This window comes from Actinomyces sp. ICM47 (assembly GCF_000278725.1).
Lineage (GTDB): Bacteria > Actinomycetota > Actinomycetes > Actinomycetales > Actinomycetaceae > Pauljensenia.
Map to the genome: position 1 here is coordinate 1 of NZ_ALCA01000066.1, position 25,020 is coordinate 25,020.

Consider the following 25,020-nt stretch of genomic DNA (forward strand, 5'->3'; position numbering starts at 1 on the left):
CGCGAGATCGCCACACGCGAGCCTGCGGCTCGGAGTGGTCGATCTCGAAGCCCGGCCAGGCCCTGCCGCCGCCCTCAGACACCCGGGAATGCGCCTTGGCCCGACGGTACCCTCCACACTGGTGGCGCGGGTGCGTCGTGGGCGGCCAGGCCCGAACGTGGCGGATCCACGGCCTCGGCGCAGAATTACCGTGCACACGACGGCGTGTGCGAAAAATGTGACGGATTGAACGTGAGCGAACCGACAGAGCATAGCACTATCGCCCGGGGTGCGCATGCCGTAGAGTAGTTCCTTGGGCGTATCCACATGTCATCCCTGACAGGGGTGTGCCCAGCGGCATCCGCCGCAACCTATCCGAGACATGTAGAGGATAAACGGAGGATATGGCGAAGAAAGACGGCGTCATTGAGATGGAAGGCACGGTCGTTGAGGCCTTGCCTAACGCGATGTTCCGTGTGGAACTCAAGAATGGCCACGTGGTTCTCGGCCATATTGCGGGAAAGATGCGTCAGCACTACATCCGCATCCTGCCCGAGGACCGAGTTGTCGTCGAGCTGAGCCCCTACGACCTCTCCCGAGGCCGTATCGTCTACCGCTACAAGTGACCCGACACAAACTGCCCGACGGGCAGTGGAGGTAACAACCATGAAGGTCAAGCCGAGTGTCAAGAAGATCTGTGACAAGTGCAAGGTGATTCGTCGCCACGGCAACGTCATGGTCATCTGCGACAACCCCAGGCACAAGCAGCGCCAGGGCTGAGACCCGCTGCGACCCGCGGGGCATCACGCCCCACAGCATCACTCTAAGCGCCCACCCGTGGGCGACCCTCGGTTCGGAGGCCGGGGCCGGGCTGCTCGCCCGGACTGAGCGATGACGACCTCCGATGAACAACTGGAGCAACATCACCATGGCACGTATTGCCGGCGTCGACCTCCCCCGCGAGAAGCGGCTCGAGATCGCGCTCACATACATCTACGGAGTCGGCCGCACCCGCGCGGCAGAGACCCTCGCCGCCACCGGCGTCAGCCCGGACACCCGCGTCAAGGACGCGACGGAAGAGGATCTCGTTAAGCTTCGTGACTACATTGAGGCAAACTTCAAGGTTGAGGGTGACCTCCGCCGTGAGGTTCAGGCCGACATTCGTCGCAAGATCGAAATCGGTTCGTACCAGGGCCTTCGCCACCGTCGTGGCCTGCCGGTCCACGGTCAGCGCACCAAGACCAACGCGCGTACCCGCAAGGGTCCCAAGCGCACCGTTGCAGGCAAGAAGAAGGCCAAGTAAGGCCTAGGAGAGTCCGTCCCCTCGGGGACGCTTTCCGCGACAAGAAGGAACTGAACCAGAAATGGCAGCAGCAAAGACCTCGCGCTCGGGCGGTGCCCGCAAGCCGCGTCGCAAGATTTCGAAGAACGTCACCAACGGCCACGCCTACATCAAGTCGACGTTCAACAACACCATCGTTTCCCTGACGGACCCCACCGGCGCGGTTGTCGCCTGGGCGTCCTCCGGCCAGGTTGGCTTCAAGGGTTCGCGTAAGTCCACCCCCTTCGCCGCGCAGCTCGCGGCCGAGGCGGCGGCTCGTCGCGCCCAGGAGCACGGCATGAAGAAGGTTGACGTCTTCGTCAAGGGCCCCGGCTCCGGTCGTGAGACCGCGATCCGCTCCCTGCAGGCCGCCGGCCTCGAGATCGGCTCGATTCAGGACGTCACGCCTCAGGCCTTCAACGGCACCCGCCCGCCGAAGCGCCGCCGCGGCTGACTTGTGGACGGGAGGGCGCGTCCCTCCCCACGTCTGAACCTTCGCGTTCACACTCCCTTAGCCTGCTCACGCAGGTTCCCACATCCGGTGTCATATAGCGGGCACCGGTCAGAAAGGAATAGACGTGCTCATTGCAGAGCGACCCATCCTGACCGAAGAAAAGGTCAGCGACCTGCGCTCCCGTTTCACCCTGGAGCCCCTCGAGCCCGGGTTCGGCTACACGCTGGGTAACTCCCTGCGTCGTACCCTCCTGTCCTCGATCCCGGGTGCAGCGGTGACGTCCATCCGCATCGATGGCGTCCCCCACGAGTTCCGCACGATCGAAGGTGTGAAGGAAGATGTCGCTGAGATCATCCTGAACATCAAGCAGATCGTCCTGTCCAGCGAGAATGACGAGCCTGTCGTCATGTACCTGCGCAAGGCTGGCCCCGGCGAGGTCCTCGCCGGCGACATCACGCCTCCCGCCGGTGTCGAGATCCACAACCCCGATCTGCGTCTTGCCACTCTCAACGAGAAGGGCAAGCTGGAGATCGAACTGACCGTCGAACGTGGCCGTGGCTACGTCTCCGCCGCTCAGAACAAGGATCCGCAGGCCGAGATTTCCCGCATCCCGATCGACTCGATCTACTCGCCCGTCGTCAAGGTGACCTACAAGGTCGAGGCGACGCGTGTCGAGCAGCGCACCGACTTTGATCGCCTCGTCATCGACGTGGAGACCAAGCCTGCGATCACCCCGCGCGATGCCCTGGCCTCGGCCGGCAAGACGCTGGTGGAGCTGTTCGGCCTCATGCGTGAACTGAACGAGGAAGCGGAAGGCATCGAGGTGGGTCCGTCCACTACGGACGCCACCCTCGCAGCCGATCTGGCTCTCCCGATTGAGAACCTGAACCTGCAGTCGCGTTCCTACAACGCGCTGCGTCGCCGCGGCATCCTGACCGTCGGCGAGCTGGTTGCTCACTCGGAGGCCGACCTGCTCGACATCCGCAACTTCGGTACCAAGTCGATCGAAGAGATCAAGGAGTCCCTGGCGGCTCTCGGTATGACGCTGAAGGACTCGGTGATGCCGAGCTTCGGCGACTCGGAGTCCGCCGCGATCTTTTCGGACGACCAGTCCATCTGACCCCGTGCGTCCGATGGACGCATTGAATCCGTAGGAGAAACACATGCCCACCCCCAAGAAGGGTGCTCGTCTGGGCGGAAGCCCGGCACACCAGAAGCTGATTCTGTCGAACCTGGCGGCTCAGCTCATCGAACACCGCGGCCTCACGACCACGGAGGCGAAGGCCAAGATGCTGCGCCCCTACGTCGAGAAGCTGATCACCAAGGCCAAGCGCGGCGACCAGCACGCTCGCCGCACGGTCCTGAAGAAGATCCCCAACAAGGGCATCGTCGCGATCCTCTTCGAGGAACTCGTTCCCGCGATGGATTCCGAGCGCGCTGGCGGCTACACCCGCCTGATCCGCGTCGGCAACCGCAAGGGTGACAACGCTCCCCTGATGCGCATCGAGCTCGTCATGGAGAAGGTCGAGAAGAAGGCTGTCGTTAAGGCCGCCGAGAAGACGGCTGAGAAGGCCGCCGAGGCCAAGGCTGTTGCCGCCGAGGCTGAGGAAGCTGCTGAGGCTGCTGCCGAGCGCGCTGAAGAGGCTCGCGAGGAAGGCGATCTCGCCAAGGCCAACGAGGCCGAGGAAGTCGCCGAGGAGGCCGGTAAGGCTGAAGACGCCGCCGAGCAGGCCGCCGAAGAGAAGTGACACCTGGTCGCTGATCGACTCGAGTAAGGGCCGGATATCCCGCGAGGGGTATCCGGCCCTTGCCGTATCCGGTAGCCTGAAGCCATGACACGTGAGATGACGCTGGCTATTGACTGCGGCGGGGGTGGCATCAAAGGATCCGTCGTGGATGAGCGCGGAACCATGATGGCTCCGGCACGCCGCGTACCGACACCGTACCCGCTGCCCCCGGAGCTGCTCGTGGAGACCGCGGTGGGCCTGGCGAAGGAGCTGCCGCCCGCGACCCGCGTGACGATGGGCATGCCCGGCATGATCCGTCACGGCGTCGTCATCGCGACCCCTCACTACATCACCCGCGATGGTCCGCGTTCGCGCGTGCTTCCCGAGCTGGTCGAGCGCTGGGATCACTTCGACATGGGCCGCGCGATCGAGCAGGCGCTGAGCCTGCCGACGAAGGTCTTGAACGACGCTGAGGTCGCCGGCGCGGGTGCGATTACGGGCCGCGGCCTCGAAATGATCATTACGCTGGGGACCGGCTTGGGCAACGCCGTGTTCGACGGCGGGCAGCTTGCCCCCCACGTCGAGGTTTCCCAGGGGCCCGTGCGTTGGGGCCTGACCTACGACGACTACATCGGCGAGCATGAGCGCCTGCGCCTCGGCGACGTGCACTGGTCGCGCCGCATCCGGCGCGTCGTAGACGGCCTGCGCCCGATGTACATGTGGGATCGCCTGTACCTGGGTGGCGGTAACTCGAAGCGAATCACGGCGTCGAACCTGCGGCTCATGGGCGACGACGTCATCGTCGTGCCCAACGACGCGGGAATCATCGGTGGCGTTCGGGCGTGGGAACTGTGACACGCCGCCTGCGCCTAGACCTCGGCTACGACGGCACCGACTTTCGCGGGTGGGCCGCCCAGCCGGGCCTGCGTACCGTCCAGGGGGAGATCGAAGCGGCCCTCGCCATGGCCTCGCGCGAAGAGGTGGCGACGACCGTTGCCGGGCGCACCGACGCGGGCGTGCACGCGCGCCATCAGGTCTGTCACGTCGACCTCAGCGACGAGGCCTGGGCGCGGCTGACGCCCAGGGGAGGGGAATCTGCTGAGGCGACCACGGCCTCGTTCATCGTGCGCAGACTGAACAAGATCCTCTCGGGGCGCTACGGCGAGCGTGCGCGCGGGCGCGACCTGGCCGCCGCGCGAGGCACCTGCGACGTGCGCATCTACTCGGCGGAGGTCGTCGATGCGAGTTTTGATGCGCGATTCTCCGCGCTCGGTCGCCGCTACGCCTACCGCGTGTCGGATCACCCCGAGCCACTCGGGCGCTGGGACCGACTGTGGGTCGAGGACCCCCTGGACGAGGCGGCCATGAACGAGGCCGGGGCGCGCCTCCTCGGGGAACACGACTTCCTCGGGTTCTGCCGTCCGCGAGAGGGCGCAACGACGATTCGTACCCTGCGGACCCTGCGCGCCGAGCGAGATGCCGAAGGTACCCTCGTCTTCCGTGTTGAGGCCGACGCTTTTTGTCACTCGATGGTCCGTTCCCTCGTCGGTGCCCTCCTCCTCGTGGGGCAGGGGGTACGCGACACCGACTACCCGGCGCAGATTCTGCGCGCCCGCTCCCGTGCGAACGCAGCACCTATCGCGCCGGCCCACGGCCTTACCCTCGAAGGCGTTGACTATCCCGAGCCTTCCCAGTGGGCCGCGCGCGCCAAGCAGGCCCGGGCCAGGCGCGATGCATGCTGCGGTGATAAGTGCTGAGGAATGTGACACAGTGTCCGTCGCGCTTTGACCGTCGGCCTGCGTGCCGATAATATGGCAAGTGCTGTGCGTTGGCAGAGTACCTAGTGTCTCCCACTCGCTAGGAGCGCTCGCCGACGCCTCGCGCGAACCGTTTCATCGTGGATGCCCCCGGAAAAACCGGCGCGGCGTCCCATGACCAACAAGAATTGAAGGTTACGCCCGTGCGCACCTATTCACCCAAGCCCGGGGACGCGGACAAGAAGTGGTACGTCATTGACGCCACCGACGTCGTCCTCGGTCGCCTGGCAGCTCAGACCGCTGCCCTCCTCCGTGGGAAGCACAAGCCGACGTTCGCCCCTCACATGGACATGGGCGACTACGTCATCATCATCAACGCGGACAAGGTTGCCCTTACCGGCAAGAAGCTGGACCAGAAGATGGCGTACCGCCACTCCGGACGTCCCGGCGGCCTGACCGCGACCGCTTACCGTGACCTCCTCGCCGCGACGCCCGAGCGCGCCGTCGAGAAGGCCGTTAAGGGCATGCTTCCCCACAACTCCCTCGGCCGCGCGCAGTTCAAGAAGCTGCACGTCTACGCTGGCCCGGAGCACCCCCACGCCGGCCAGTCGCCGGTTCCCTACGAACTGACCCAGGTGGCTCAGTGACCTTTGGTCACTGAACGCCTTTGACCCTGAGGAGAACCGTGGCTGAGACCATCGTTTCCGCTGAGCTGGATGAGGAAGTCGTCCCCAGCTCCTACACGTCCGAGACCGAGTCGGCTCCCGCCGGCGCCGGTCAGTCCATCACCGCGCCCGGCGCGGGCCTGGGCCGCCGCAAGGAGGCCGTCGCCCGCGTTCGCCTGGTCCCCGGCTCCGGCAAGTGGACCATCAACGGACGCACCCTCGAGGACTACTTCCCCAACAAGCTGCACCAGCAGCTGGTGAAGTCCCCCTTCGTCCTGCTCGACATTGACGGCCGCTTCGACGTCATCGCCCGCATCAACGGCGGCGGCGTCTCCGGCCAGGCCGGTGCCCTGCGCCTCGGCGTGTCGCGCGCCCTCAACGAGATCGACCGCGACGCCAACCGTCCGGCTCTCAAGAAGGCTGGCTTCCTGACCCGCGACGCCCGTGCCACCGAGCGCAAGAAGGCAGGCCTCAAGAAGGCCCGCAAGGCTTCGCAGTTCTCGAAGCGCTGATTTCATTCAGCATCTTTTCTGTTGGTCGCGCCCCGCTCTTGCGGGGCGCGACTTTCGTCTCCCGTCAACCCTGCCCAGGATGTGAGCGCTGACGCAGTTATGGCCCCGGCCTCGTACAAGGTGACGGGCGCAGTAGCGGTACGCTTAGACCAGTCATATGACCCACTGAACGGAGACACTATGCCCAGAATGTTCGGCACGGACGGCGTGCGAGGACTGGCAAACGTTGACATCACCGCGGACCTCGCGCTGCAGCTCGGCGAGGCCGCCGCCCGCCAGTTCGGTTCCGCCCGACGAGCGGACGGCTCCAAGCCCCGCGCAATTATCGGACGCGATACCCGTATTTCGGGTGAGTTCCTGGATCACGCGCTCGCTGCGGGCCTTGCCAGCGCCGGCATGGACGTGACGCGTATCGGCGTCGTGACCACCCCGACCGTCGCCCACCTGACGGCCACGGAAGACACCGTGGACCTGGGCGTCATGATCTCGGCATCCCACAACCCTATGCCCGACAACGGCATCAAGTTCTTCGCGCACGGCGGCTACAAGCTGGCGGACGCGGTCGAGGACCAGATCGAGGCGCTCGTGAACACCGAGTGGGAGCGTCCCACCGGCGACGGCGTTGGCGAGGTCAACGCGGACCATGCGTGGGCCCGCGAATCCTACATCGCGCACCTGATCGAGGCGACAGGAACCGACCTGCGCGGCATGAAGATCGCGATCGACTGCGCGAATGGTGCCGCCTACGAGTTCGGGCCGGCGGTGTTCCGCGAACTCGGTGCCGATATCACGGTCATCAACGCCGAACCGGACGGTCGCAACATCAACCGTAACGCCGGTTCGACGCACCCCGAAGGCCTGCAGGCCGCTGTCGTCGAGGCCGGCTGCGACTTCGGTGTCGCCTACGACGGCGACGCGGACCGTTGCCTGGCCGTCGACCACGAGGGCAACCTCATCGACGGCGACAAGATCATGGGTGCGCTGGCAGTTAACGCCCGCGACCGCGGCGCTCTCGCCAACGACACACTCGTTGTGACCGTCATGAGTAACCTCGGCCTGATCCTCGCCATGCGTGAGGCCGGCATCAAGACCGTGCAGACCGGCGTCGGTGACCGCTACGTCCTCGAGGAAATGTTGGCCTCCGGCTACTCCCTGGGAGGCGAGCAGTCCGGTCACATCATTGCTCGCGACCATGCGACGACTGGCGACGGCATTCTCTCTTCGCTGCTCATCTCGCGCATGGTGAAGGAGTCTGGCCGCTCCCTGGCCGACCTGACCTCTTTCGTTCAGCGCCTGCCGCAGACCCTCATCAACGTGGGCGGCGTGGATCGCGCGGCCGCTTCCACGAACCAGGCCGTTGCGGACGCCGTGGCCGCCGCCGAGGCTCGCCTGGGCGACACCGGTCGCGTTCTTCTGCGCCCCTCGGGCACCGAGCCCCTCGTGCGCGTCATGGTCGAGGCTGCCACCCAGGAGGAGGCCGACTCCGTGGCCTCTTCGCTGGCGGATGTCGTGAAGGAACACTTGGCGCTGTGAACGCCTGAGATACGAACGCGGAGGGCGGGCACCGGTTGGTGCCCGCCCTCTTTCTTTCTTCGGTCCTCACATATGGGGGACGCTGAGGAGGTTTTCGCCTGCCGTAGGCCGGGGAAGGTGCCAACGGCAGGCGGCCTCCTCACGGCGGTGTCAGATCTTAGCGGCCTCGATCCACTCCAGCGGGATGCGTGTGAAATACAGGCCCTGCATCTCGCGCTCCCACAGAAGGCCCAGTGTTCCGTCGGGCAGGATCGTCATGCACTGGTAGACGTAGTGCGCCGGGTTAAAGGTGCGCGACGCGATCCAGGTGCGGCCCCCGTCTTCCGACAGGCGCAGGACACCACGGCCTCGATACGGCCGCATCTGCGAGGCGTTGGCGAAGATGACACGCTCAGGGCAGTCCTCTGTCGGCCAGGGAACGGCGTTGGGCTGGCAGAAGATCTCCGTGATCTCGCGCGCAAAATACACGTCGCCCCAGGTCTCCCCTCCGTCCGTGCTGACGGTGGCGGCCACCTTCCCGCTCGGATGCTGGTTGCGCATGAGCATGAGGAGCGAACCGTCGGCGCGCTCGATGAGCGTGGCCTCGTGCGTCGCCGCGGCCTCGGTGTCGAGCGTGCGCGAGTCAATCTGGCGGCCCTTGAAGATGCGCCCGTCATTGGGAGACTTGCCGCGCTTCCACGTGGCACCCCCGTCGTCAGAGTAGACGACGGACGCGGAGAAGTGACGCTTGTGGTCGCCGTTGTAGTAGATCGGGATCACGAGGCGTCCGCTGCGCAGCTGCACGCCCGTGCCCGGGGAGGTCCCGCAGAAGGACATCCACTCTTCCTTCACGTCCTGGTTCAGGTTGAAGGGACCCTCCCAGGTTTCGCCATCGTCGTCGGAGTAGACCATCTGCAGGTAGCAGGTGCGCGTCGTTAGCAGCGTCTGGTTCGGGTCCTCGCCGTCGGCCAGGAAGACGTTGCCGCCGGGCTGTTCCTCCCCGTCCTCGGTGACGGTGACGTCACCGCGCTCCGAGACCTTGAACGGTGTCTTGTGTCCGTGTGCGTCCGTGACGGCTCCGTCCTCCATCCACGTGTAGGTCGCGCCCTCGGCGTCGTGCAGGATGTAGCGGCCCTTCTCGTCAACGCCGAGGCCGGCCTCGGCGTTCGGCTGACCGATGCCTCCCGGGAAGTGGTCGATGAGGACGACGAGGCGTCCGTTTCGGCGATCTTGGACGACGCAGGAGTCGATGACGGACGCGCCTGTTGCCCCGTGACCGGGGTAGCTGATGACTGTCTGGAGATCGCCCCACGTGTGCCCGCCGTCGAAGGAGCGGCGGACCGTGAAGTTGATCGAGTTGGGAGAGTCGTTCGCGATGGTCTCTCGCTGATCGGCTCCCGCGACGACGACCCCCGAGGCCAGGGTGATCAGCGAGGGGATGCGGTAGCTGATCGAGTTGTGAAAACCGGCGTCGAAGAGACACTGGGTGTCGAGGGGCGCGACCGACGACAGTTTCTTGATCTGCGCGTCATTGAGGATCGACGAGTAGACCGCGGCGTTGCGAACCTCGCCAAAGAGGCGCGACCCGGAGGTGTCCTGCCCGATCACGACCTCGTCGAGGCTGTCGACGCCCGCGAAGAACACCTGGCCGGGAAGGTGGGCCTCGAGGTAGCCGTCCACGTAGATCTGGACCGCGCCGTGACCGACGCGCACCACGACGTCATGCCAGTGTCCCTGATCCCAGCGCCCGTGGGCCGTAAATGTGCGCCACTGGCCCCTGCGGCCCAGGACCCGGTATTCGATGCCTTCTTCCGTCACGGACAGGTTGAGCTGCTCGCGCCCGGCCCCGCCGGCGGCGAGGATCGTGCCGTGCTGGCCGGGGCCTCGCACGCGGTAGCGGGCAAACACGGTGCCTGAGGTGAGTTCGGACAGCTCGGCGACGTCGTAGTCGGACAGATGGGCTGCGGCGAATTCAATGAGGGGAGTCGGGGCGGGGGAGAGGGCAAGGATCTCTTCTGCGGAGAGGACGGCATCGTGCTCTGCGAAGGATCGGATTTCGATGCCAGCGCCCGGGGTGAGGGTGAGTGCAGCTTCGGGGCTGCTTCCGGCGGGAGAGAGGTCTGCGCAGGTTGAGAAGCACTGGTAGCCGTCGAGGAAAATCTTGGAACCGGCGGCCGTCGCCGTGATCGCGAGGCTGTGCCAAGTCCCGTCGGTCAGGTACGCGGTGTCCTCCATGTCGAGAGCGAGGGACATGGAGGAGGTCGTTCCTTCGAGGAAGAGTGCGCCCGCTCGGATAAACAGATCCCAGCCGGTGCCCTCGGGGCTACGCAGGCGCAGCAGTGAACCGTCGATGCGTGCGCGGAACTGTAAAACCCAGGAGATTCCCGGGTGACCTGCGTCGATACTCATGTTTGACACCTTTCTGTCGGTTGCGTGTTTCGCTTCGCATCATTACGAATCGGAGCATGTGATTGGTCACAGGAAATAAGTTGTCAGACAGATTATCATCCTGATCTTTTGTTGGCAATATGCACCTTAAGCTGAAATTTTCTGTTGACTCTAGGATGAGAGAGAGCTAACATTACCGCAAGTTGTCTGATAACTTGCTAGTTAGACATCTGGACTCAAGCCCCTCGTTATTCGACGATGAAATTTCAGGAAGGCACTCATCATGAGTACGTCCCCCGTACAGGCGCTTCCGACAAAGCCCTGGTATCGATACCTGACCAAAGAAGACCGCAAGGCGTTCTTCGCTGCCTGGATCGGCGTGCTGCTGGACGGCTACGACTTCGTCCTCATCTCCTTCGCCCTGCCCGCGATCAAGACAGCATTCGACCTGTCGCTCGTCCAAAGCGCATCCCTGATTTCGGCCGCGTTTATTAGCCGATGGATCGGTGGCCTCGTCCTGGGAGCCATCGGCGACCGCTACGGGCGCAAGCCGGCCATGATCCTGTCGATCTTCATGTTCGCTTTCGGATCCATCGCTTGCGCGCTCGCGCCGAACTTCTGGATCCTCTTCGTCCTGCGACTCATCATCGGCTTCGCGATGGCCGGCGAATACTCGGCCTCCGCCGCCTACGTCATCGAGTCGTGGCCCAAGCACATGCGCAACAAGGCCTCGGGCTTCCTGCTGTCGGGCTATGCCTTCGGCGTCATCGCCGCCGCCCAGGTCGACAAGTACTTCGTGACATGGGTCGATTCGATGCACCCCGGATGGGGCTGGCGCGCCCTGTTCCTCACCGGCATCATCCCGATCATCGTCGCGATCTACATGCGAAAGACTCTGCCCGAAGCCGCCGACTGGAGCGAAGCCAAGGAGAAGGGGCACGGCGAAAAGAACGACATGCTTCAGGTGCTCTTCGGCGGGGAACGCAAGATCCTCAACTACGTCGTTGTAGCCATCGCGTTCGTCGCCCTGCTCCTGATCTTCACTCAGCAGGTCGGCGGCGTTGTGGCCGTGAGCGTGCTCGGTGTCCTGTGTGCGGTCATCTTCATCTACCTCATCATCCAGTTCGACTCCAAACGCTGGATCATCGGCATCGCGATCATGCTGACGATCTTCGCCTCCTTCATGTACACGTGGCCCATCCAGGGCCTGCTCCCCACCTACCTGCGCGGGGTGGGCATGGACCAGACGGTTGTTGCCAACGTGGTGTCTTTCGCTGGCCTCGGCAATGCTGCGGGCTACATCATTGCTGGCTTCGCGGGTGATAAGTTCGGCATGCGCCGCTGGTACGCCATCTCTCTGCTGCTCTCGCAGATCATCGTCTTCCCCCTGTTCATGCAGAACGGCAAGTACGTGGCGCTCGTGGCGGGCTTGCTCTTCTTCCAGCAGATGTTCGGCCAGGGCGTCTCGGGTCTGCTGCCCAAGTGGGTCTCGTCCTACTTCCCGGTCGATAAGCGCGCTGCGGGTCTCGGCTTCTGCTACAACGTGGGTGCCCTCGGCGGCGCGGTTGGCCCGGTTCTCGGTGCTGCTATCGCCGCGCAGTTCTCTCTCGGCTTCGCCCTGGCGATCCTGTCCTTCGGTTTTGCCGCGGTCGTCATGGTGTCGATCGGTGCGAACGTGCCGCGCCTGCTTCAAAAGAAGATTGGGCCGCAGTATGTTCGCCCTGAAGACGGTAACGACGAGATCATCAAAGAAGGCTGATTATCATGGCACGTCCATTCATCATTGGTGCCTACGCGTCGCACCCGGCACCTGAACTCGAGGCGGACTACTACCAGCTCCTCGCCGACCAGCCGTGGGTCGCCGGCGTCGAGATTCCCTACCCCGGGCAGCTCGCAACACAGCTCGACGTGCTGGCCAGCCACCTGTCGCCGCATTGGGATTTCAACACCATCACGGCGATCCCCGGCACGATGCAGAATGTCTGGAAGGATGAGAACTTCGGCCTGGCCTCGCCTGACGAGGCGGGACGCGAGGCGGCCCTCGCCTTTACCCGACGCCTCTGCGACGACCTCGACGACCTGTGCGACAAGGCGGGGCGCCTGCTGGTCGGGCGGGTGCAGCTGCACTCGGCACCCACGCGCCTGGCGAACGCCGACGCATTCAAGCGTTCTCTCGAGGACGTCCTGGGCTGGGATTGGTGCGGCGCGACGCTCGTTGTTGAGCACTGCGACGCATACATCCCCGGGCAGAACCCCGAGAAGGGCTTCCTGTCCCTCGCGGACGAGATCGACATCGTCGCCGAGCTTAGCGTCGGCATTCACCTCAACTGGGGCCGCTCCGCCGTGGAGGGGCGCAACGCGGAGACTGCCTTCGAGCACGTGCGCGAGGCCGGGGAACGCGGGGTGCTTGACGGCATCGTGTTCTCGGGTGCCGGGCCGGAGGAGACTCAGTACGGGTACTCCTGGATCGACGGACACCTGCCCGCCCAGGCCGACGAGCCGACCTCCCTCATGGACGCCGAGCAGATCGGACGCTGCGCGCAGGCAGCGATCGCGGGCGGTGTCGAGTACCTCGGCGCGAAGGTCTGCGTCCCCAAGGACGCCTCCCTCGAGCAGCGCCTCGCGATGTTGACGGGGATCTACCGGGCCTGCCACCTCCAGGGGTGACGGTTAGCCGGGCCACGGCCTCGTCGTTTAAGAGTGTGACGAGGCCATGGCCCGGTTCGGTCTTCATGGTGACAGCGTGCGGACGGGTGCTGGCACCTTCCTGCGCAGTCGCCGCGGGCCGCCCGAAGGCGCGTCACATGTTCGAGGGATAGAAACGGGTGCGGAAGCCCTCGAAGAAGTTCATGTTTTTCACGGCGAGTTCCACGAGACGATCCGCGTCCAGATCCGGCGTCGTGAAAAGTTCCTGCACGTCGGGGTGGCCGCTTCGCGTGATGGCGCCGAAGGAGCCGTCGGGCGAGCAGTAGAACAGGTCCTTGCTGAGCGTGTGCGCGGGCGTGGACCGGAGGCGCCGCATGAAGTCGACGCGGAGGTAGTCGAGGAGGCGGAGGTACTGCTCGGTGATGACGGTCGGGTCGGCGGGCGCGTAGAAGAGGACGGAACGGTCAGGGATCGCGAACAAGAGCCCGTGGGGCGCGTCGATGCGGAGCGTCGAGACCAGGGAGGCGATGTGTGCGGCCTTCGATGCGATGAACAGTGATTCCCCGGCGATTCCCGTGAAGGGGCCGCAGGCGGTGTGCTCGTCGATGGCTTCGTTGTCGGTGTTGATCTGCCCCCAGTGATAGAGCTCGTCGAGGCTCAGGGGGTACTTGTCGAGGTGCTCGTTAGTGACGGTTGTGACGGTGTTAGGAAAGTCCAAGCACAGGGCGAGGGCGAGGCCACCGGGGAAGGGGCGCGCGTAGCTGAGGTGGGGGTCCGCGGCCAGGTCCGCTGGGATGACGCGGGTGCGCACGCGTTGGCGCAGCTCGTCGGGGTCGGTGACGGACTGTTCGGCGATACGGCCGGACTCCATGATGAACGCCACCCATCGCTCGATTCTGACCTCGTGCTTGGAGGGATCCGTCTGGGCGAGTTCGTCGATGAGGTTCTCCACGTTGATGCGCCTCCACCCGTCGATTTCCAGGTGGGTGCTGCCCGTGTGCTCGTCCGTGTGGGGCGTCGCGGAAATCCCCGCGTCGTGCAGCCGTCGCAGGAGGAAAGGCAGGGCGCGTTCGGTGAGCTCGTGGCGGTCCATAGGTTGATTCTACGGGGATAGCCGGGGGAATTTGGGACGAGGCCTGGGTACTTTCGCGGTGTCGAGCGCGGCGGGCGGTCGCCTAGTGGGAGATGAAACGCTGCTCGAAGGCGGGGGAGGAGGAGAGGGATTTGCGTGTGCTGACGTGGTAGTCGGCGGAGCTGCGCAGAAATGCCTCCGGGGTCGGCGGGCGCGTTAGCTCCGTCGGGCGACCGATGCCCGCCATACCGGGCGCGTGGGGATCGTGGCCACGGGGATCGTCTGGGACGAGGCCGGGGTGGCTTCCTCGGTGACGGCCAGGGAGGCGGGGAGGAGGGAAGCGGTGGGTGGGCGTCCTTCGATGACGTTGATGATGGAGGTGACGGCGGCTGACGTCATGTCTGTGAGGGGCCAGTCGACGGTGGTCAGTCCCAGGGCCTCGGCACTGCGGTGGTCTTGGTTGCCGAATCCGAGGATGGACAGGTCGGCGGGGACTGACAGGTCGAGGTCGGCGGCGGCCTGGAAGACGCCGGGTGCCTGCGAGTCGTCGGCGAGCGCGATGAGAGAGATGTCGGGGTTCTCGGTCAGGAGGCGAAGGGTGGCCTGGTAGGCGGTGGCGGGTTCCCAGTCGGGCAGGGAATAGAAGGTGAAGTTGGTGCCGAAGGAGCGTGCGATGGGGTGTTGGCGAGCGTGGTTGGTGTTGGGACCGGCGAGGAAGACGGCCCGGCCTGAGCCGATGCCGGTGTTTGGGTCGACGAGGGCGCAGGAGGAGATGATGTCGTGGACGCCTGCGCCCTCGTCGATGCGGATGAGGGAGGACTCGGAGCCGGTGGGGTCGGCCTCGATCATGGACATCGCGACGACGGGGATCCCGAGGTTCGCGAGGAGGCGTGAGGTGAAGGCCTCGGCTGACGTGGTCTCGCGGATGATGCCGGCCAGCTGAGTGTCGCCCAGGACCGAGCGGATGACTTCGGCGTCGGAGGCGCCGTCGCCAGCCTGGAAGAGGGGGAGGAGGAGGTAGCCGCGGCGCTGGATGTCGATCATCGCGGTCGTGAGAACCGTGTGGACGACGGGCACGAAGGGGTCGTCGGGCAGTTCGGCCATGAGGAGCGCGATGAGGTGGGATTTGCCGCGGCGCAGCGAGCGTGCGGCGGCATTGGGGATGTAGTTGAGTTCGCGTGCGGCCTGCTTGACGCGCTCGATCGTGGCGGGTGCGATCTTGACATCACGGCCGCGGCCGTTGAGGACGAGCGAAACAGTGGAGGGTGCGACGCCTGCTGCGCGGGCGACGTCGGCCCGGGTTGCGCGCTCCATGGCGGACTCCCAATCCTCGTGTATGTTCGAAGAAACACAATAACTATAACGTGTTAGTCTTGTGGGTGACGATCGGAGTTTCGACGATGACATCCGAAAGGCACGCAGACGTGATATCGATACTACCTTCCTACGCCCCCGGTGCGGGAGCACTCCTGCCGCCGCGCGCGCATCTGGCCGATGATCCCGGCGTTCTGAGCCTCGACGGTACCTGGTCCTTCGTCTATCACCGCACCGACCCGACTCCCTGGGCGAATGTTGAAGAACCCTGGGATGAGCCAGCCGTCAGCGACGACGCGGACACTATTGACGTGCCCAGCCACTGGGTGCTGCGAGGCGACGGGCGTTACGGCCGCCCCGCCTACACGAACGTTGACTTCCCCTTCCCGGTGGACCCGCCCTACCCGCCCGAGGCGAACCCCGTCGGCGACTACCACCGCACCTTCGAGCTGCCCGACGGGTGGGAGGACGACCTGGTTGCCCTGCGCTTCGACGGCGTCGAAAGCCAGGCGAGCGTGTGGGTCAACGGCGCGTGGGTGGGCATGGCCCGCGGTTCGCGCCTTGCCCACGAGTGTGACATCACCGGCCGCGTGCACCCTGGAGAGAATACGATCACCGTGCGCGTCCACCAGTTCAGCCCCGGGAGCTATCTGGAGGATCAGGACCAGTGGTGGCTGCCCGGCATCTTCCGATCCGTCAGCCTGCGCCGCCTCGCCCCCGGCAGCATCGAAGACCTCTGGATCGACACCGACTACGAGGCTGGGGTCGGCTACGCGACCGTCGAGGCCCGGGTGCTCGGCGCCCGCGTGGCCTCCCTGGTCGGTCGCCTCGCAATCGACGGCCTCGGCACCTGCCTGCTCGCCCTCGAGAAAGGCGACGACGGGCGCTACCGCTCCGACCGCCTCCAGGTGGGAGACGTGCGCCCGTGGAACCCGGAGGACCCCGCCCTCTACGAGGCGCACGTGAGCATCAATGGGGGAGATGGCCTCGTCGATGGGGACAGACGCCTGCGCGTCGGATTTAGGCGCGTCTCCATCGAGGACGGCGTCCTGACAGCCAACGGGAAGTCCCTGCGCCTCAACGGCGTCAACCGCCACGAGGTGCGCGCCGACGAGGGCCGCGTCTTTGACGAGGAGTGGGCGCGCGCCGACCTGGCGCTCATGAAGTCCATGGGCATTAACGCGATCCGCACCTCCCACTACCCGCCGCACCCGCGTCTGCTGGACCTGGCCGACGAGATCGGGCTGTGGGTCATGCTCGAAGGAGACATCGAGACGCACGGCTTCGAGGGGGCGGGGGAGTGGATCGACAATCCCTCCGACGATCCGCGCTGGGCCGACGCCTACCTGGACCGCACGATGCGCGCGTTCGAACGCGACAAGAACCACCCCTCGATCATGAGCTGGAGCCTGGGCAACGAGTCGGGAACCGGGGCGAACCTGGCCGCCTGCGCGCGCTGGATCCACGAGCGCACGGGTGGGCGAGCCGTTGTCCACTACGAGGGCGACCATGCCCTGGAATACACGGATATTTACTCGCGCATGTACCCGACGCTCGAGGAGGTCGCCGCCGTCCTCGACGATAGCGATCTCCACGCAGAGGTCGCCGTGCCCACGCACGTGGCAGCGCAGGTCGACGACGCGGCGCGCGAACGCATCCGCCGCGCCCCCTACCTCATGTGCGAATACCTGCACGCCATGGGAACCGGCCCCGCGGGCGCGCCCGGCTACGCCGCGCAGATGAGCCACCCCCGCCACGCCGGCGGATTCGTCTGGGAATGGCGCGACCATGCCCTGTGGCGAACCCTGCCGGACGGACGCCGCGCCCTGTCCTACGGTGGCGACTTCGGCGAGGAGGTCCACGACGGCAACTTCGTGTGCGACGGACTCGTCGACGCTCTGTCTCGCCCCTACGCGGGCACCTGGGCGTGGGTGGCGGCGATGGCCCCCGACGCTCCCGCGCTCGCCCGCGCGATTGTGGAAGCCGACTCCGGCTCGGTGGGGGAGCGGGATCGCCTGCGCGCGCTCGCGGAGACCGACCTCGTGCCCTGCGCTGACGAGGCCGACTCGCCCTACGCTCTCGATGAAAGCGGGCGCGTGGCGCGGATCGGCGACATGCCCGTGCGCATCGACCTTAGCGTGTTCCGCGCGCCCACCGACAATGACCGAGGTCGCGGTCCCGTCGACTACTGGGGCATCGATGCCTCAGACCTGGGACCCCTGGGCGTCGGGCGCGGCGAAGCCGGAACATCGCACGCCATGCGCTGGGAGCGCGCGCGCCTGCACCTGCTGCGCCGACGCCTCGCCTCCATTGAGGAGGACGGGGGTGTTCGCCGCGTCGTCGAACGCTGGGCGCCACCGGCAGCCCAGTTCGGCGTCACTCTCACATGGGAATACGCACCCGTGCGCATCGGCGAAGAGGGGCCGAACGCCCTGTCCGTCTCCCTGCGCGTCGCGCCCTACGGTACCTGGCCGCCCCGCGTCCCGCGCCTCGGCCTGCGCCTCGAGCTGCCGGGATCCGCGTGGCACGCCACCTGGCTGGGAGACACCATGATCGGGTACGCCGACATGAGCGTGCCGGGCGCTCGCGGATGCGGCAGCGGCGATGCTTGCGACCTGTGGGATGTGTGCGTGCGCCCCCAGGAAGGCGGGCATCGCCAGGGCCTTGAGGCCCTCTCCCTTCGTGGCGAGGCCGGGGAGTTCCTCATCCTCCCCGCCTCGCCCCTGGGGTGGAGCGTCAGCCGGTGGAGCGAGCGTGAACTGGCCCAGGCCTCGCACTGGGAGGACCTGCCCGACTCGGAGCGCCTGTTCCTGTGGCTCGACGTCTTCCAGGACGGCATCGGGACCCGCTCGTGCGGCCCTGATGCGCGGCCCGAAGTCGCCGGGCGCATGCGCGACGTTGACGTCCGTGTGGTGATTGCCCAGGTTAGGGGTGATTGAGCCTGTGTCGCGTATGTTGCGTCTTGATAACGATGTGACAGCTTTCTGACAAATGATGCGTAGCACACACGAAGTCGCTATGATTCATATATCAACTAACACGAGATAGTTAGTGACTCGATCCCATCGATCGACCAACAAAAACGGACCAATGGAGGTTTCGCATGTTGAAGAAGAAGATGGCCGCCGGCATCGTTGCCCTTGCCATGTTCAGTACCCTCGGCCTGGCCGCCTGCGATAGTGGCGGCTCCGGTGGCGGTGGATCCGCCTCCGGTTCCATCCCGGCACCCGACGTCGCCTGTGACATTCCCGCTGGGAACATCGATGGCTCAGCAATCGACACCTCGAAGGTGGAAGGCGAGATCACCTTCCAGACTCAGGGTCTGCAGAATGACTTCGGCGACTTCTTCAAGGCCAAGATCAAGGAATTCGAGGACGCCAACCCCGGCGTCACAATCAACTGGACCGACCAGGGCGGCGGTGCCGAGTTCGACCAGACCATCACGGCCCAGGCCTCGAACTGCAAGATGGCGGACGTCGTCAACGTTCCCTCCTCCACGATCCTCGCGCTGTCCAAATCCAACCTCCTCATGGACTATGACGTGAAGGCCCCCGGCATCGGCGACAAGTTCGTGCCCTCCATTTGGGATTCCACCGCCCTGGGTGCGGGTGGCCACCACACGGCGCTGCCCTGGTACTTCGGCCCCTACATCACCACCTACAACAAGGAAGTCTTCAAGCGCGCTGGCCTCGACGAGAACAAGCCGCCCGCAACGATGGATGAACTCTTCGACGCCGCAGCCAAGGTGGGGGCCGACGGACAGGGTGACTACGGCATCTACGGCTCACCCGAGTGGTACATGATCGCTCAGCTGCACGGCATGGGTGTCACCCTCCTCAACGAGGATAAGACCGCCTTCAACTTCGCCGACAACGAGGCTGCGATCAACTACGTCACCAAGCTTTCCGACCTCTACGCTGCCGGTGCCATTCCGAAGGACTCCCTGACCGGTGAACCCGACCCGGGCAAGGCCTACACCGACGGTAACCTCGCCTTCGGTACCCCCAACGCCTCGTTCCTGAAGTCGGTCAAGAGCAATAACGCGACCGTGTACGAGAACACCGGCGTTGGCCCCTTCCCGACCAACCCCGGCATCAAGCCCGTCTTCGAGGGACAGTACATCGGAGTCTCGGTCACAACCAAGAACGCTCCGCTGGCCATGAAGTTTGCCGAGTGGATCACCAACGCCGAGAACGAGTACGCCTGGACGCACGACGGCGGCGCGATCATCTTCCCCGCGGCCACCGATGCTCTGGACAAGCTCGTCGCCAACCCGCCGGAGATCGCTGACGACCCGGTCTTCAAGGCCGCCTACGAGGAAGCCGCGAAGGCCGCCAAGGACGCCGAGGCCTACACCGACGTCTTCTACGCGACTGGCGCCGTGAAGGATGCTCTCATCGAGAACGTCAACAAGGCTATTCGCGGCGAGGTTGATCCCAAGACCGCCCTCAAGACCGCACAGGATCAGATGAACGAGAAGCTCAAGGCTCTCGACGACTGATTGAACGCGGGGGGTCGAGGCATGGCCTCGACCCCCCCGACGCACCCCTCACCTCGCGCAACGCCGCAGGCTCACGGTCGCGCGCCCCTCATGAAGGACACTGGTATGCCGATACGTACGAGCGCGCAGTCGCGCTCCCTCAATGGCGCCGCCCGATTCCGCCCCGGCTGGGTTCCCTGGCTGTGGGTTACCCTGCCGGTCCTCGCCATCATCTCGTTCTACATCTATCCCTTTATAACGACCGTCTACGTGTCGTTTACGAAGACAAAACCGATGGGGCGAATCGGCCGCTTCGTCGGAATCGACAACTACGCGGCCGTTCTGGGGGACGCAGAGTTCTGGGAAGCCCTGAGGAACTCCCTCATCTACGCGGTGTGCGTCGTGCCGCTCATGGTGCTCCTGCCCCTGCTACTGGCCCTCCTGGTGAAGTCGCATGTCCCAGGCATCGGCTTCTTTCGAGCGCTGTACTACCTGCCCGCGATCTCCTCGCTGGTGGTCATCTCCCTGGCCTGGCGCTACCTCCTGGACCAGCGCGGCCCGATCAATAACCTGCTGTCCTCGTGGGGATTCGACACGATCCCGTTCCTGTCGAATCAATGGCTCATCCTGTTTTGTGCCATGATCATCACCCTGTGGCAGGGCTTGCCCTACTACATGATCCTGTATTTGTCGGCCCTGGCGAACGTGGACAAGTCCCTGTATGAGGCCGCCGAGATTGACGGTGCTGGCCCGATCCGCCGTTTTGTGACCGTCACTGTCCCCGGCGTGAGGGTCATGATGTTCCTGGTCGCCACGCTGACGACCATCGGCTGCTTGAAGATCTTCACCGAGGTGTACCTGCTGGGTGGCTCCGCCTCTCCGACAAAGACCCTGACGATGTATATCCGAGACCGCATCGTCGACCCCACCTTCGGATCTCTGGGGCAAGGTGACGCCGCGTCGGTGTGTCTTTTCCTCATCACCTTCGGTTTCATCATCGCCTCCCAGAGCTTGCAGAGGAAGGCTGAAGACTCATGAGCACCGCATCCCGCACCGACACCACCTCCTTCGGTGAGCGCTTGGCCCAGTGGCGCAAGGAGCGTCGCCTTGAACGTCAGGGGCGCACCGTCGCCTCGCGCCAGATGCGCGGCGGCGCCCTGTTTGCGCGGTACGTGCTGCTGATTGTCGTCGCTATCGTTCTTGTTGGACCTCTCATCCTGCCGCTGATGGCGGCATTCAAGGCCCCCGGCGAATCCGTCTTCGGTCAGGGCGCGACGATCCTTCCACAGCAGTGGTCGCTGGATTCCTTCGAGGTCCTTTTCGAGCGCACCAACATCCTGAGTGCGATTAAGAACTCGGCGATCATCGCGGCACTGACTGTGACCTCGAACATCATCTTGTCGTGTATCGGCGGTTACATGCTGTCGAGGCGTGGGTGGACCGGGCGCACCGTCATGTACTTCGTGGTCCTGTCCGCCATGATCTTCCCCTTCGAGTCCATCATGCTCTCCCTGTTCAAGATGATGGTGCAGCTTGACCTCTACAACACGCTGCCCGGCGTGTGGATGGTCGCGATGATCGGTCCCTTCCAGATCCTCATGATGCGTGCCGCATTCATGGGCATTCCCGACGAAATAGAGGATGCCGCCCTGATTGATGGGGCGGGCGAGCTGCGTCGCTTCTGGTCCATCTTCCTGCCCCAGGTGCGCGGTACGTTGACGGTCGTGGGCCTGACCTCCTTCATCGGGGCATGGTCCGACTTCATCTTCCCGCTGCTCATGCTGCCGAATCCGGAGAAGCAGACGCTGATGCTGACGCTGACGGCGATCCAGAACTCGCCCCAGGGCGTCACTTACCAGTTGGTTCTGGCTGGAGCAGTGGTCGCTATGATCCCCGTGGTCCTAGTCTTCATGTTCAGTCAGAAGTTCTTCTTCCGCGGTATCGAAGACGGAGGTTTGAAGTTCTAATCTCGCCCCTCGCGGGTGCTGACGCACCTGCGAGGGTATTTTCTACCCAAAAAGGAGGTTCTGTCACAAAAAGCTAACACGTGATAGGTATTGTGGGATCCCTTTCGACAAACGAAGGTTCCCGGTCATTCACCCCATACTGACGAAGGAGTTACACTCATGGGGACTCGACCCATCATCGGTGTGCTCGGAGCGCCGATTCTCGCGGCCACCATGCTCGGCCTCACCCCCGCAGCGACCATCGCAGCCTCCGACACCCCCTACCACCCGACCGTTTTGTGGGCGACCTCCGAAGAGACAGTTGGCGAAGGTGCCCCGAATGGCACCATCGCAGCGCTCGTCGACGACGACACCGCTCGCACCGACGCGACCAAGACCTTCTGGACCACCAAGTGGAAGGGAGGCCTCGACCCCTACCCCCACGCCCTCGCCGTCCAGAACCCCACGCCTGGCACCCAGGTCTGTGGCCTCGGCCTGACCCCGCGCCCCACCTACGATTCGACGCTCGGAAACGACCAATTCCCCGGCGAATACCGGGTGTTCGCCTTCGACGAAGACCCCGGCAACCCTGCATCCGACGCGTCCTTCGACGACTGGAAGACGAAGGTCGCCGAGGGCACGTGGGACGGCGGCACCGAACTCGCCCACGGTTCCGACCTACAGTACGGGAACAAGGAACAGTACGTCACCTTCCCCGCGACGACGAAGCGCGTCATCGCCCTGGCAGGCCTGCGCTCCCTCGCCCCGGGTAAGTCGGACATGGCCCTGTCCGACATCAAGCTCCTACCCTGCGACGCCGACGGTAACGCAATCACCTCCTACGGCGGCGACGAAGGCGGCGGCGACAACGACGCGGTCCGCCCCGTCGTTCCTCACCCGGAGGCTCCCGAGCAGGGATCGGGCGCGTCCGACCTCGTCGTTGACTTCGTCATCGACCAGCTGCCCTACGGCGAACCCGGCAAGCCCGTGGACTTCGCCCCCGGCACTCACACCTACACGGCCACCGGCTACTACCACGCCACGACCGTCTCGGCCCGCATCCGCGCGGTCGATGGAGCCACCGTCACCATCAACGGCGCGACCCCCGACGCTGACGGACGCGTGTCCAACCTCGACCTTGCCACCGGCCTAAACGTCATCACCGCGACCGTATCTAAGGACGGCAAGGAAGCCACCTACGTCGTCAACATCACCAAGGTGGAGACCGATTTCCGCGGCAACGTGCTCGTGCCCGCCACGGCCTCGGCGAACGGCGGCACCGAGGCCGACAACGCGGCCCTGACCGACCTCGACCCCACAACGACGTGGACCTCCGATCCGCTCGTTCGTGCCAGCGACTGGTCGAGCAACGTCACCGGCATCGAGCTGCACCTGGGCGAAGCCCGCTACGTGCACCGCGTCAACGGCTGGGGCACCCCGACCCTGCCCGCCGGCGCGCAAGGATGGCACGGCGGTAACTCCGTGGCCATCGCTGTCCAGGAGGCCGACGGCGGCCCGTGGACGACCATCGTCACCCACGGCTCGCTCACGCGCGACGCGCGCGGCCTGTGGTACTGGGACTTCAACGCCTACCACCTCGCCACAAACATCCGCATCTGGATGAACGACGAGACCGAGCCCCAGACACCGCAGAATATCGCGACCGCCGTGACCTTCAACGACGTTGAGGTGTGGGGTCTGCCTGCGGGCCAGACCCCCGTCGCCCCTGAAGTCGACAACTCCATGTACGAGCGGTACTCCGGCTTCAACCCCGGGGAGAGCACGTGGGGCGTCAACCGCGCCCAGGCCCTCGCACTGCAGTACGGGGTCATGATGCCCGCGTGGGTTCCCTCCGAGGGCTACGGTCGCGGCGGCTTCGACGCCAACGAGCGCGACCTCACGGGCGGCGCATTCCCCATGTTCTACGACCTGCCCATGTTCAACACCCCGATGATGGAGTCCCTAGGCAAGGGGGCGCCGTGGGCCCTCGCCAAGGCCCCCACCGGCAAGAACAGCATGTGCAACGCGGGCGATCCCCACGACTTCATGAACGACTACATGAAGCCCTACGCCTCCACGCTCGTCGACATTCAGTACGGCGATGAGGGCGGATTCAACCGCGGCGAGTCCGAGTGCTTCAAGAACTGGTTCGCCTGGTCGAAGCAGAATATCCCCGGTGCGGTCGTCCACGCCAACTCCTGGGACGATCCCTCCTGGTACCGCGACGCAAACTTGAGCTACTACGTCGAGAACGCCCAGCCCGACCTACTCAGCTGGGACAAGTACTACTGGGGAGCCAACGGCGGCCCAGCTCCGAGCACTGTCGTCATGGACTTGCTGAACACCAACACGTGGAAGAAACAGCGCGAATACGGCCTCAAGGGCCTCACCGGTGACGGCTCCAGCCCAATCCTGTACGGCCAGTACCTGGACTACAACTGGGACGCCAACGTGTCCGCCTCCGAGAAGTCGATCGTGCCGTCCCTGGGCCTGGCGACCGGCCAGAAGTGGTTCGGCCTGTTCCGCATGGAGTACAACGGCTACGACCGTTCCTCGATCATCGACCACGATGGTGCGCCGACACGTTCGTTCTACGAGTTCTCCACCATCTTCGGCAACGTCTCCTACATCGGTAACTACACGAAGGCCATGAACTCCACGTTCGTTGCCTACAAGCCCGGCCAGTACGCGGCCCGTTCCGATACCCCGACGCTGAGTGGCTACACCTACGGTAACTTTGCCACCGGCGACGAGGCCACGGCCGCCAACGAGGCTGTCGGCCTGGTCGACATGTCGGTGACCAACGTCGGCTCCGTCAACGACGGTCTGCCCGGCGACGTCGTCGTCGGCTACTTCGAGCAGCTGGGCGGCCTGGACGGTGCCAAGTCGGCCGAGATCTTCGGCGATTCCACGACGGCCCCCACGGGCTTCATGGTTGTCAACGCCCTGACCGGCCAGACCCGCTACCCGTCCTACCTCCTCGACCCGCGCACCGACAACGGCTCGCTGGCCGAGACCGCTCAGGACATCACGCTGACCGTCAAGAAGCCGAACGCGAACGCGCACCTGATGCTCGTCAACCCCGCCGACAAGACGAGGCAGGAGGTCGAGCTCGGCGATGGTGAAACCTCGCAGGTCGTGCTGACGGCCGTCGGCGGCGGCGACTCGCGTTTCCTGTACTGGGTGACCCTCGACAACGCGACCCCGGATCCGACTCCGGATCCCACGCCCGAGCCGAACCCTTCCG

21 protein-coding genes are annotated in these 25,020 nt (G+C 65.0%); 18 read left to right on the top strand and 3 right to left on the bottom strand.

The genetic code is table 11. The annotated features are described in order from the left end of the window. Positions 1-383 precede the first annotated feature (383 nt). From infA to glmM, 11 genes are all read left to right on the top strand, one after another. Positions 384-605, top strand: a complete 222-nt coding sequence (gene infA / locus HMPREF1136_RS04090; RefSeq protein ID WP_003790580.1) for a translation initiation factor IF-1 — start codon at positions 384-386, stop codon at positions 603-605. A gap of 40 nt (positions 606-645) precedes the next feature. After that, a complete protein-coding gene (rpmJ, locus tag HMPREF1136_RS04095) occupies positions 646-759 on the top strand; it encodes a 50S ribosomal protein L36 (RefSeq protein ID WP_003790577.1) in 114 nt (37 codons plus the stop codon). Between the two features lie 148 nt (positions 760-907). Continuing rightward, positions 908-1,282: a 30S ribosomal protein S13 gene (rpsM, locus tag HMPREF1136_RS04100; protein ID WP_034504845.1), complete on the top strand. Its 375-nt coding sequence runs from the start codon at positions 908-910 to the stop codon at positions 1,280-1,282. A gap of 61 nt (positions 1,283-1,343) precedes the next feature. Beyond that, positions 1,344-1,754 (top strand): 30S ribosomal protein S11, encoded by a 411-nt coding sequence (rpsK, locus tag HMPREF1136_RS04105; RefSeq protein ID WP_003790556.1) that lies wholly within the window; start codon positions 1,344-1,346, stop codon positions 1,752-1,754. 124 nt (positions 1,755-1,878) lie between these two features. After that, positions 1,879-2,874 carry a DNA-directed RNA polymerase subunit alpha gene (locus HMPREF1136_RS04110; RefSeq protein ID WP_009648071.1) on the top strand — a complete coding sequence of 332 codons (996 nt, stop codon included), beginning with the start codon at positions 1,879-1,881 and terminating at the stop codon, positions 2,872-2,874. Positions 2,875-2,917: 43 nt separating this feature from the next. Further along, positions 2,918-3,502, top strand: a complete 585-nt coding sequence (gene rplQ / locus HMPREF1136_RS04115; protein WP_009648078.1) for a 50S ribosomal protein L17 — start codon at positions 2,918-2,920, stop codon at positions 3,500-3,502. An 84-nt stretch (positions 3,503-3,586) separates the two neighbouring features. Beyond that, entirely contained in the window at positions 3,587-4,336 is a 750-nt protein-coding gene (locus tag HMPREF1136_RS04120) for an ROK family protein (protein WP_034504840.1), read from the top strand. After that, on the top strand, positions 4,333-5,238 hold the full coding sequence (gene truA, locus HMPREF1136_RS04125) for a tRNA pseudouridine(38-40) synthase TruA (RefSeq protein ID WP_009648081.1): 906 nt from the start codon (positions 4,333-4,335) through the stop codon (positions 5,236-5,238). The genes HMPREF1136_RS04120 and truA overlap by 4 nt, the downstream gene beginning before the upstream one ends. Before the next feature lie 203 nt (positions 5,239-5,441). Beyond that, the gene (gene rplM / locus HMPREF1136_RS04130) at positions 5,442-5,885 is read left to right on the top strand and encodes a 50S ribosomal protein L13 (protein WP_009054754.1); all 444 of its coding nucleotides are present in this window, start codon (positions 5,442-5,444) and stop codon (positions 5,883-5,885) included. 38 nt (positions 5,886-5,923) lie between these two features. Continuing rightward, the gene (gene rpsI, locus HMPREF1136_RS04135) at positions 5,924-6,415 is read left to right on the top strand and encodes a 30S ribosomal protein S9 (RefSeq protein ID WP_009054763.1); all 492 of its coding nucleotides are present in this window, start codon (positions 5,924-5,926) and stop codon (positions 6,413-6,415) included. A gap of 180 nt (positions 6,416-6,595) precedes the next feature. Continuing rightward, a complete protein-coding gene (gene glmM, locus HMPREF1136_RS04140; protein ID WP_034504843.1) occupies positions 6,596-7,948 on the top strand; it encodes a phosphoglucosamine mutase in 1,353 nt (450 codons plus the stop codon). Positions 7,949-8,098: 150 nt separating this feature from the next. Here glmM and HMPREF1136_RS04145 read toward each other — a convergent pair whose 3' ends face one another. Next, positions 8,099-10,336: a sialidase family protein gene (locus HMPREF1136_RS04145; RefSeq protein WP_009648075.1), complete on the bottom strand. Its 2,238-nt coding sequence runs from the start codon at positions 10,334-10,336 to the stop codon at positions 8,099-8,101. Between the two features lie 262 nt (positions 10,337-10,598). Between HMPREF1136_RS04145 and HMPREF1136_RS04150 the strand changes: the two genes are divergently transcribed. After that, complete coding sequence (locus tag HMPREF1136_RS04150) at positions 10,599-12,074, top strand: MFS transporter (protein WP_009648079.1); 1,476 nt, start codon at positions 10,599-10,601, stop codon at positions 12,072-12,074. Positions 12,075-12,079: 5 nt separating this feature from the next. After that, positions 12,080-12,982, top strand: a complete 903-nt coding sequence (locus tag HMPREF1136_RS04155) for a DUF4862 family protein (RefSeq protein ID WP_009648076.1) — start codon at positions 12,080-12,082, stop codon at positions 12,980-12,982. 133 nt (positions 12,983-13,115) lie between these two features. On the opposite strand, the gene HMPREF1136_RS04160 is transcribed toward HMPREF1136_RS04155, so the two are convergent. Together HMPREF1136_RS04160 and HMPREF1136_RS04165 are read right to left on the bottom strand one after the other, a co-directional pair. Further along, entirely contained in the window at positions 13,116-14,054 is a 939-nt protein-coding gene (locus HMPREF1136_RS04160) for a hypothetical protein (RefSeq protein WP_009648080.1), read from the bottom strand. A gap of 195 nt (positions 14,055-14,249) precedes the next feature. Next, the gene (locus tag HMPREF1136_RS04165) at positions 14,250-15,347 is read right to left on the bottom strand and encodes a LacI family DNA-binding transcriptional regulator (protein WP_009648070.1); all 1,098 of its coding nucleotides are present in this window, start codon (positions 15,345-15,347) and stop codon (positions 14,250-14,252) included. A gap of 86 nt (positions 15,348-15,433) precedes the next feature. Between HMPREF1136_RS04165 and HMPREF1136_RS04170 the strand changes: the two genes are divergently transcribed. From HMPREF1136_RS04170 to HMPREF1136_RS04190, 5 genes are all read left to right on the top strand, one after another. After that, positions 15,434-18,286, top strand: coding sequence for a glycoside hydrolase family 2 TIM barrel-domain containing protein (locus HMPREF1136_RS04170; RefSeq protein ID WP_083836225.1), 2,853 nt, complete (start codon positions 15,434-15,436; stop codon positions 18,284-18,286). 164 nt (positions 18,287-18,450) lie between these two features. Then, positions 18,451-19,848 carry an extracellular solute-binding protein gene (locus tag HMPREF1136_RS04175; RefSeq protein WP_009648073.1) on the top strand — a complete coding sequence of 466 codons (1,398 nt, stop codon included), beginning with the start codon at positions 18,451-18,453 and terminating at the stop codon, positions 19,846-19,848. Between the two features lie 105 nt (positions 19,849-19,953). Beyond that, complete coding sequence (locus HMPREF1136_RS04180; RefSeq protein ID WP_009648072.1) at positions 19,954-20,865, top strand: carbohydrate ABC transporter permease; 912 nt, start codon at positions 19,954-19,956, stop codon at positions 20,863-20,865. Then, a complete protein-coding gene (locus tag HMPREF1136_RS04185; RefSeq protein ID WP_009648082.1) occupies positions 20,862-21,794 on the top strand; it encodes a carbohydrate ABC transporter permease in 933 nt (310 codons plus the stop codon). The genes HMPREF1136_RS04180 and HMPREF1136_RS04185 overlap by 4 nt, the downstream gene beginning before the upstream one ends. Positions 21,795-21,953: 159 nt before the next feature. Continuing rightward, on the top strand, positions 21,954-25,020 hold a 3,067-nt coding region (locus HMPREF1136_RS04190; RefSeq protein ID WP_009648069.1), incomplete at its 3' end, for a cadherin-like beta sandwich domain-containing protein.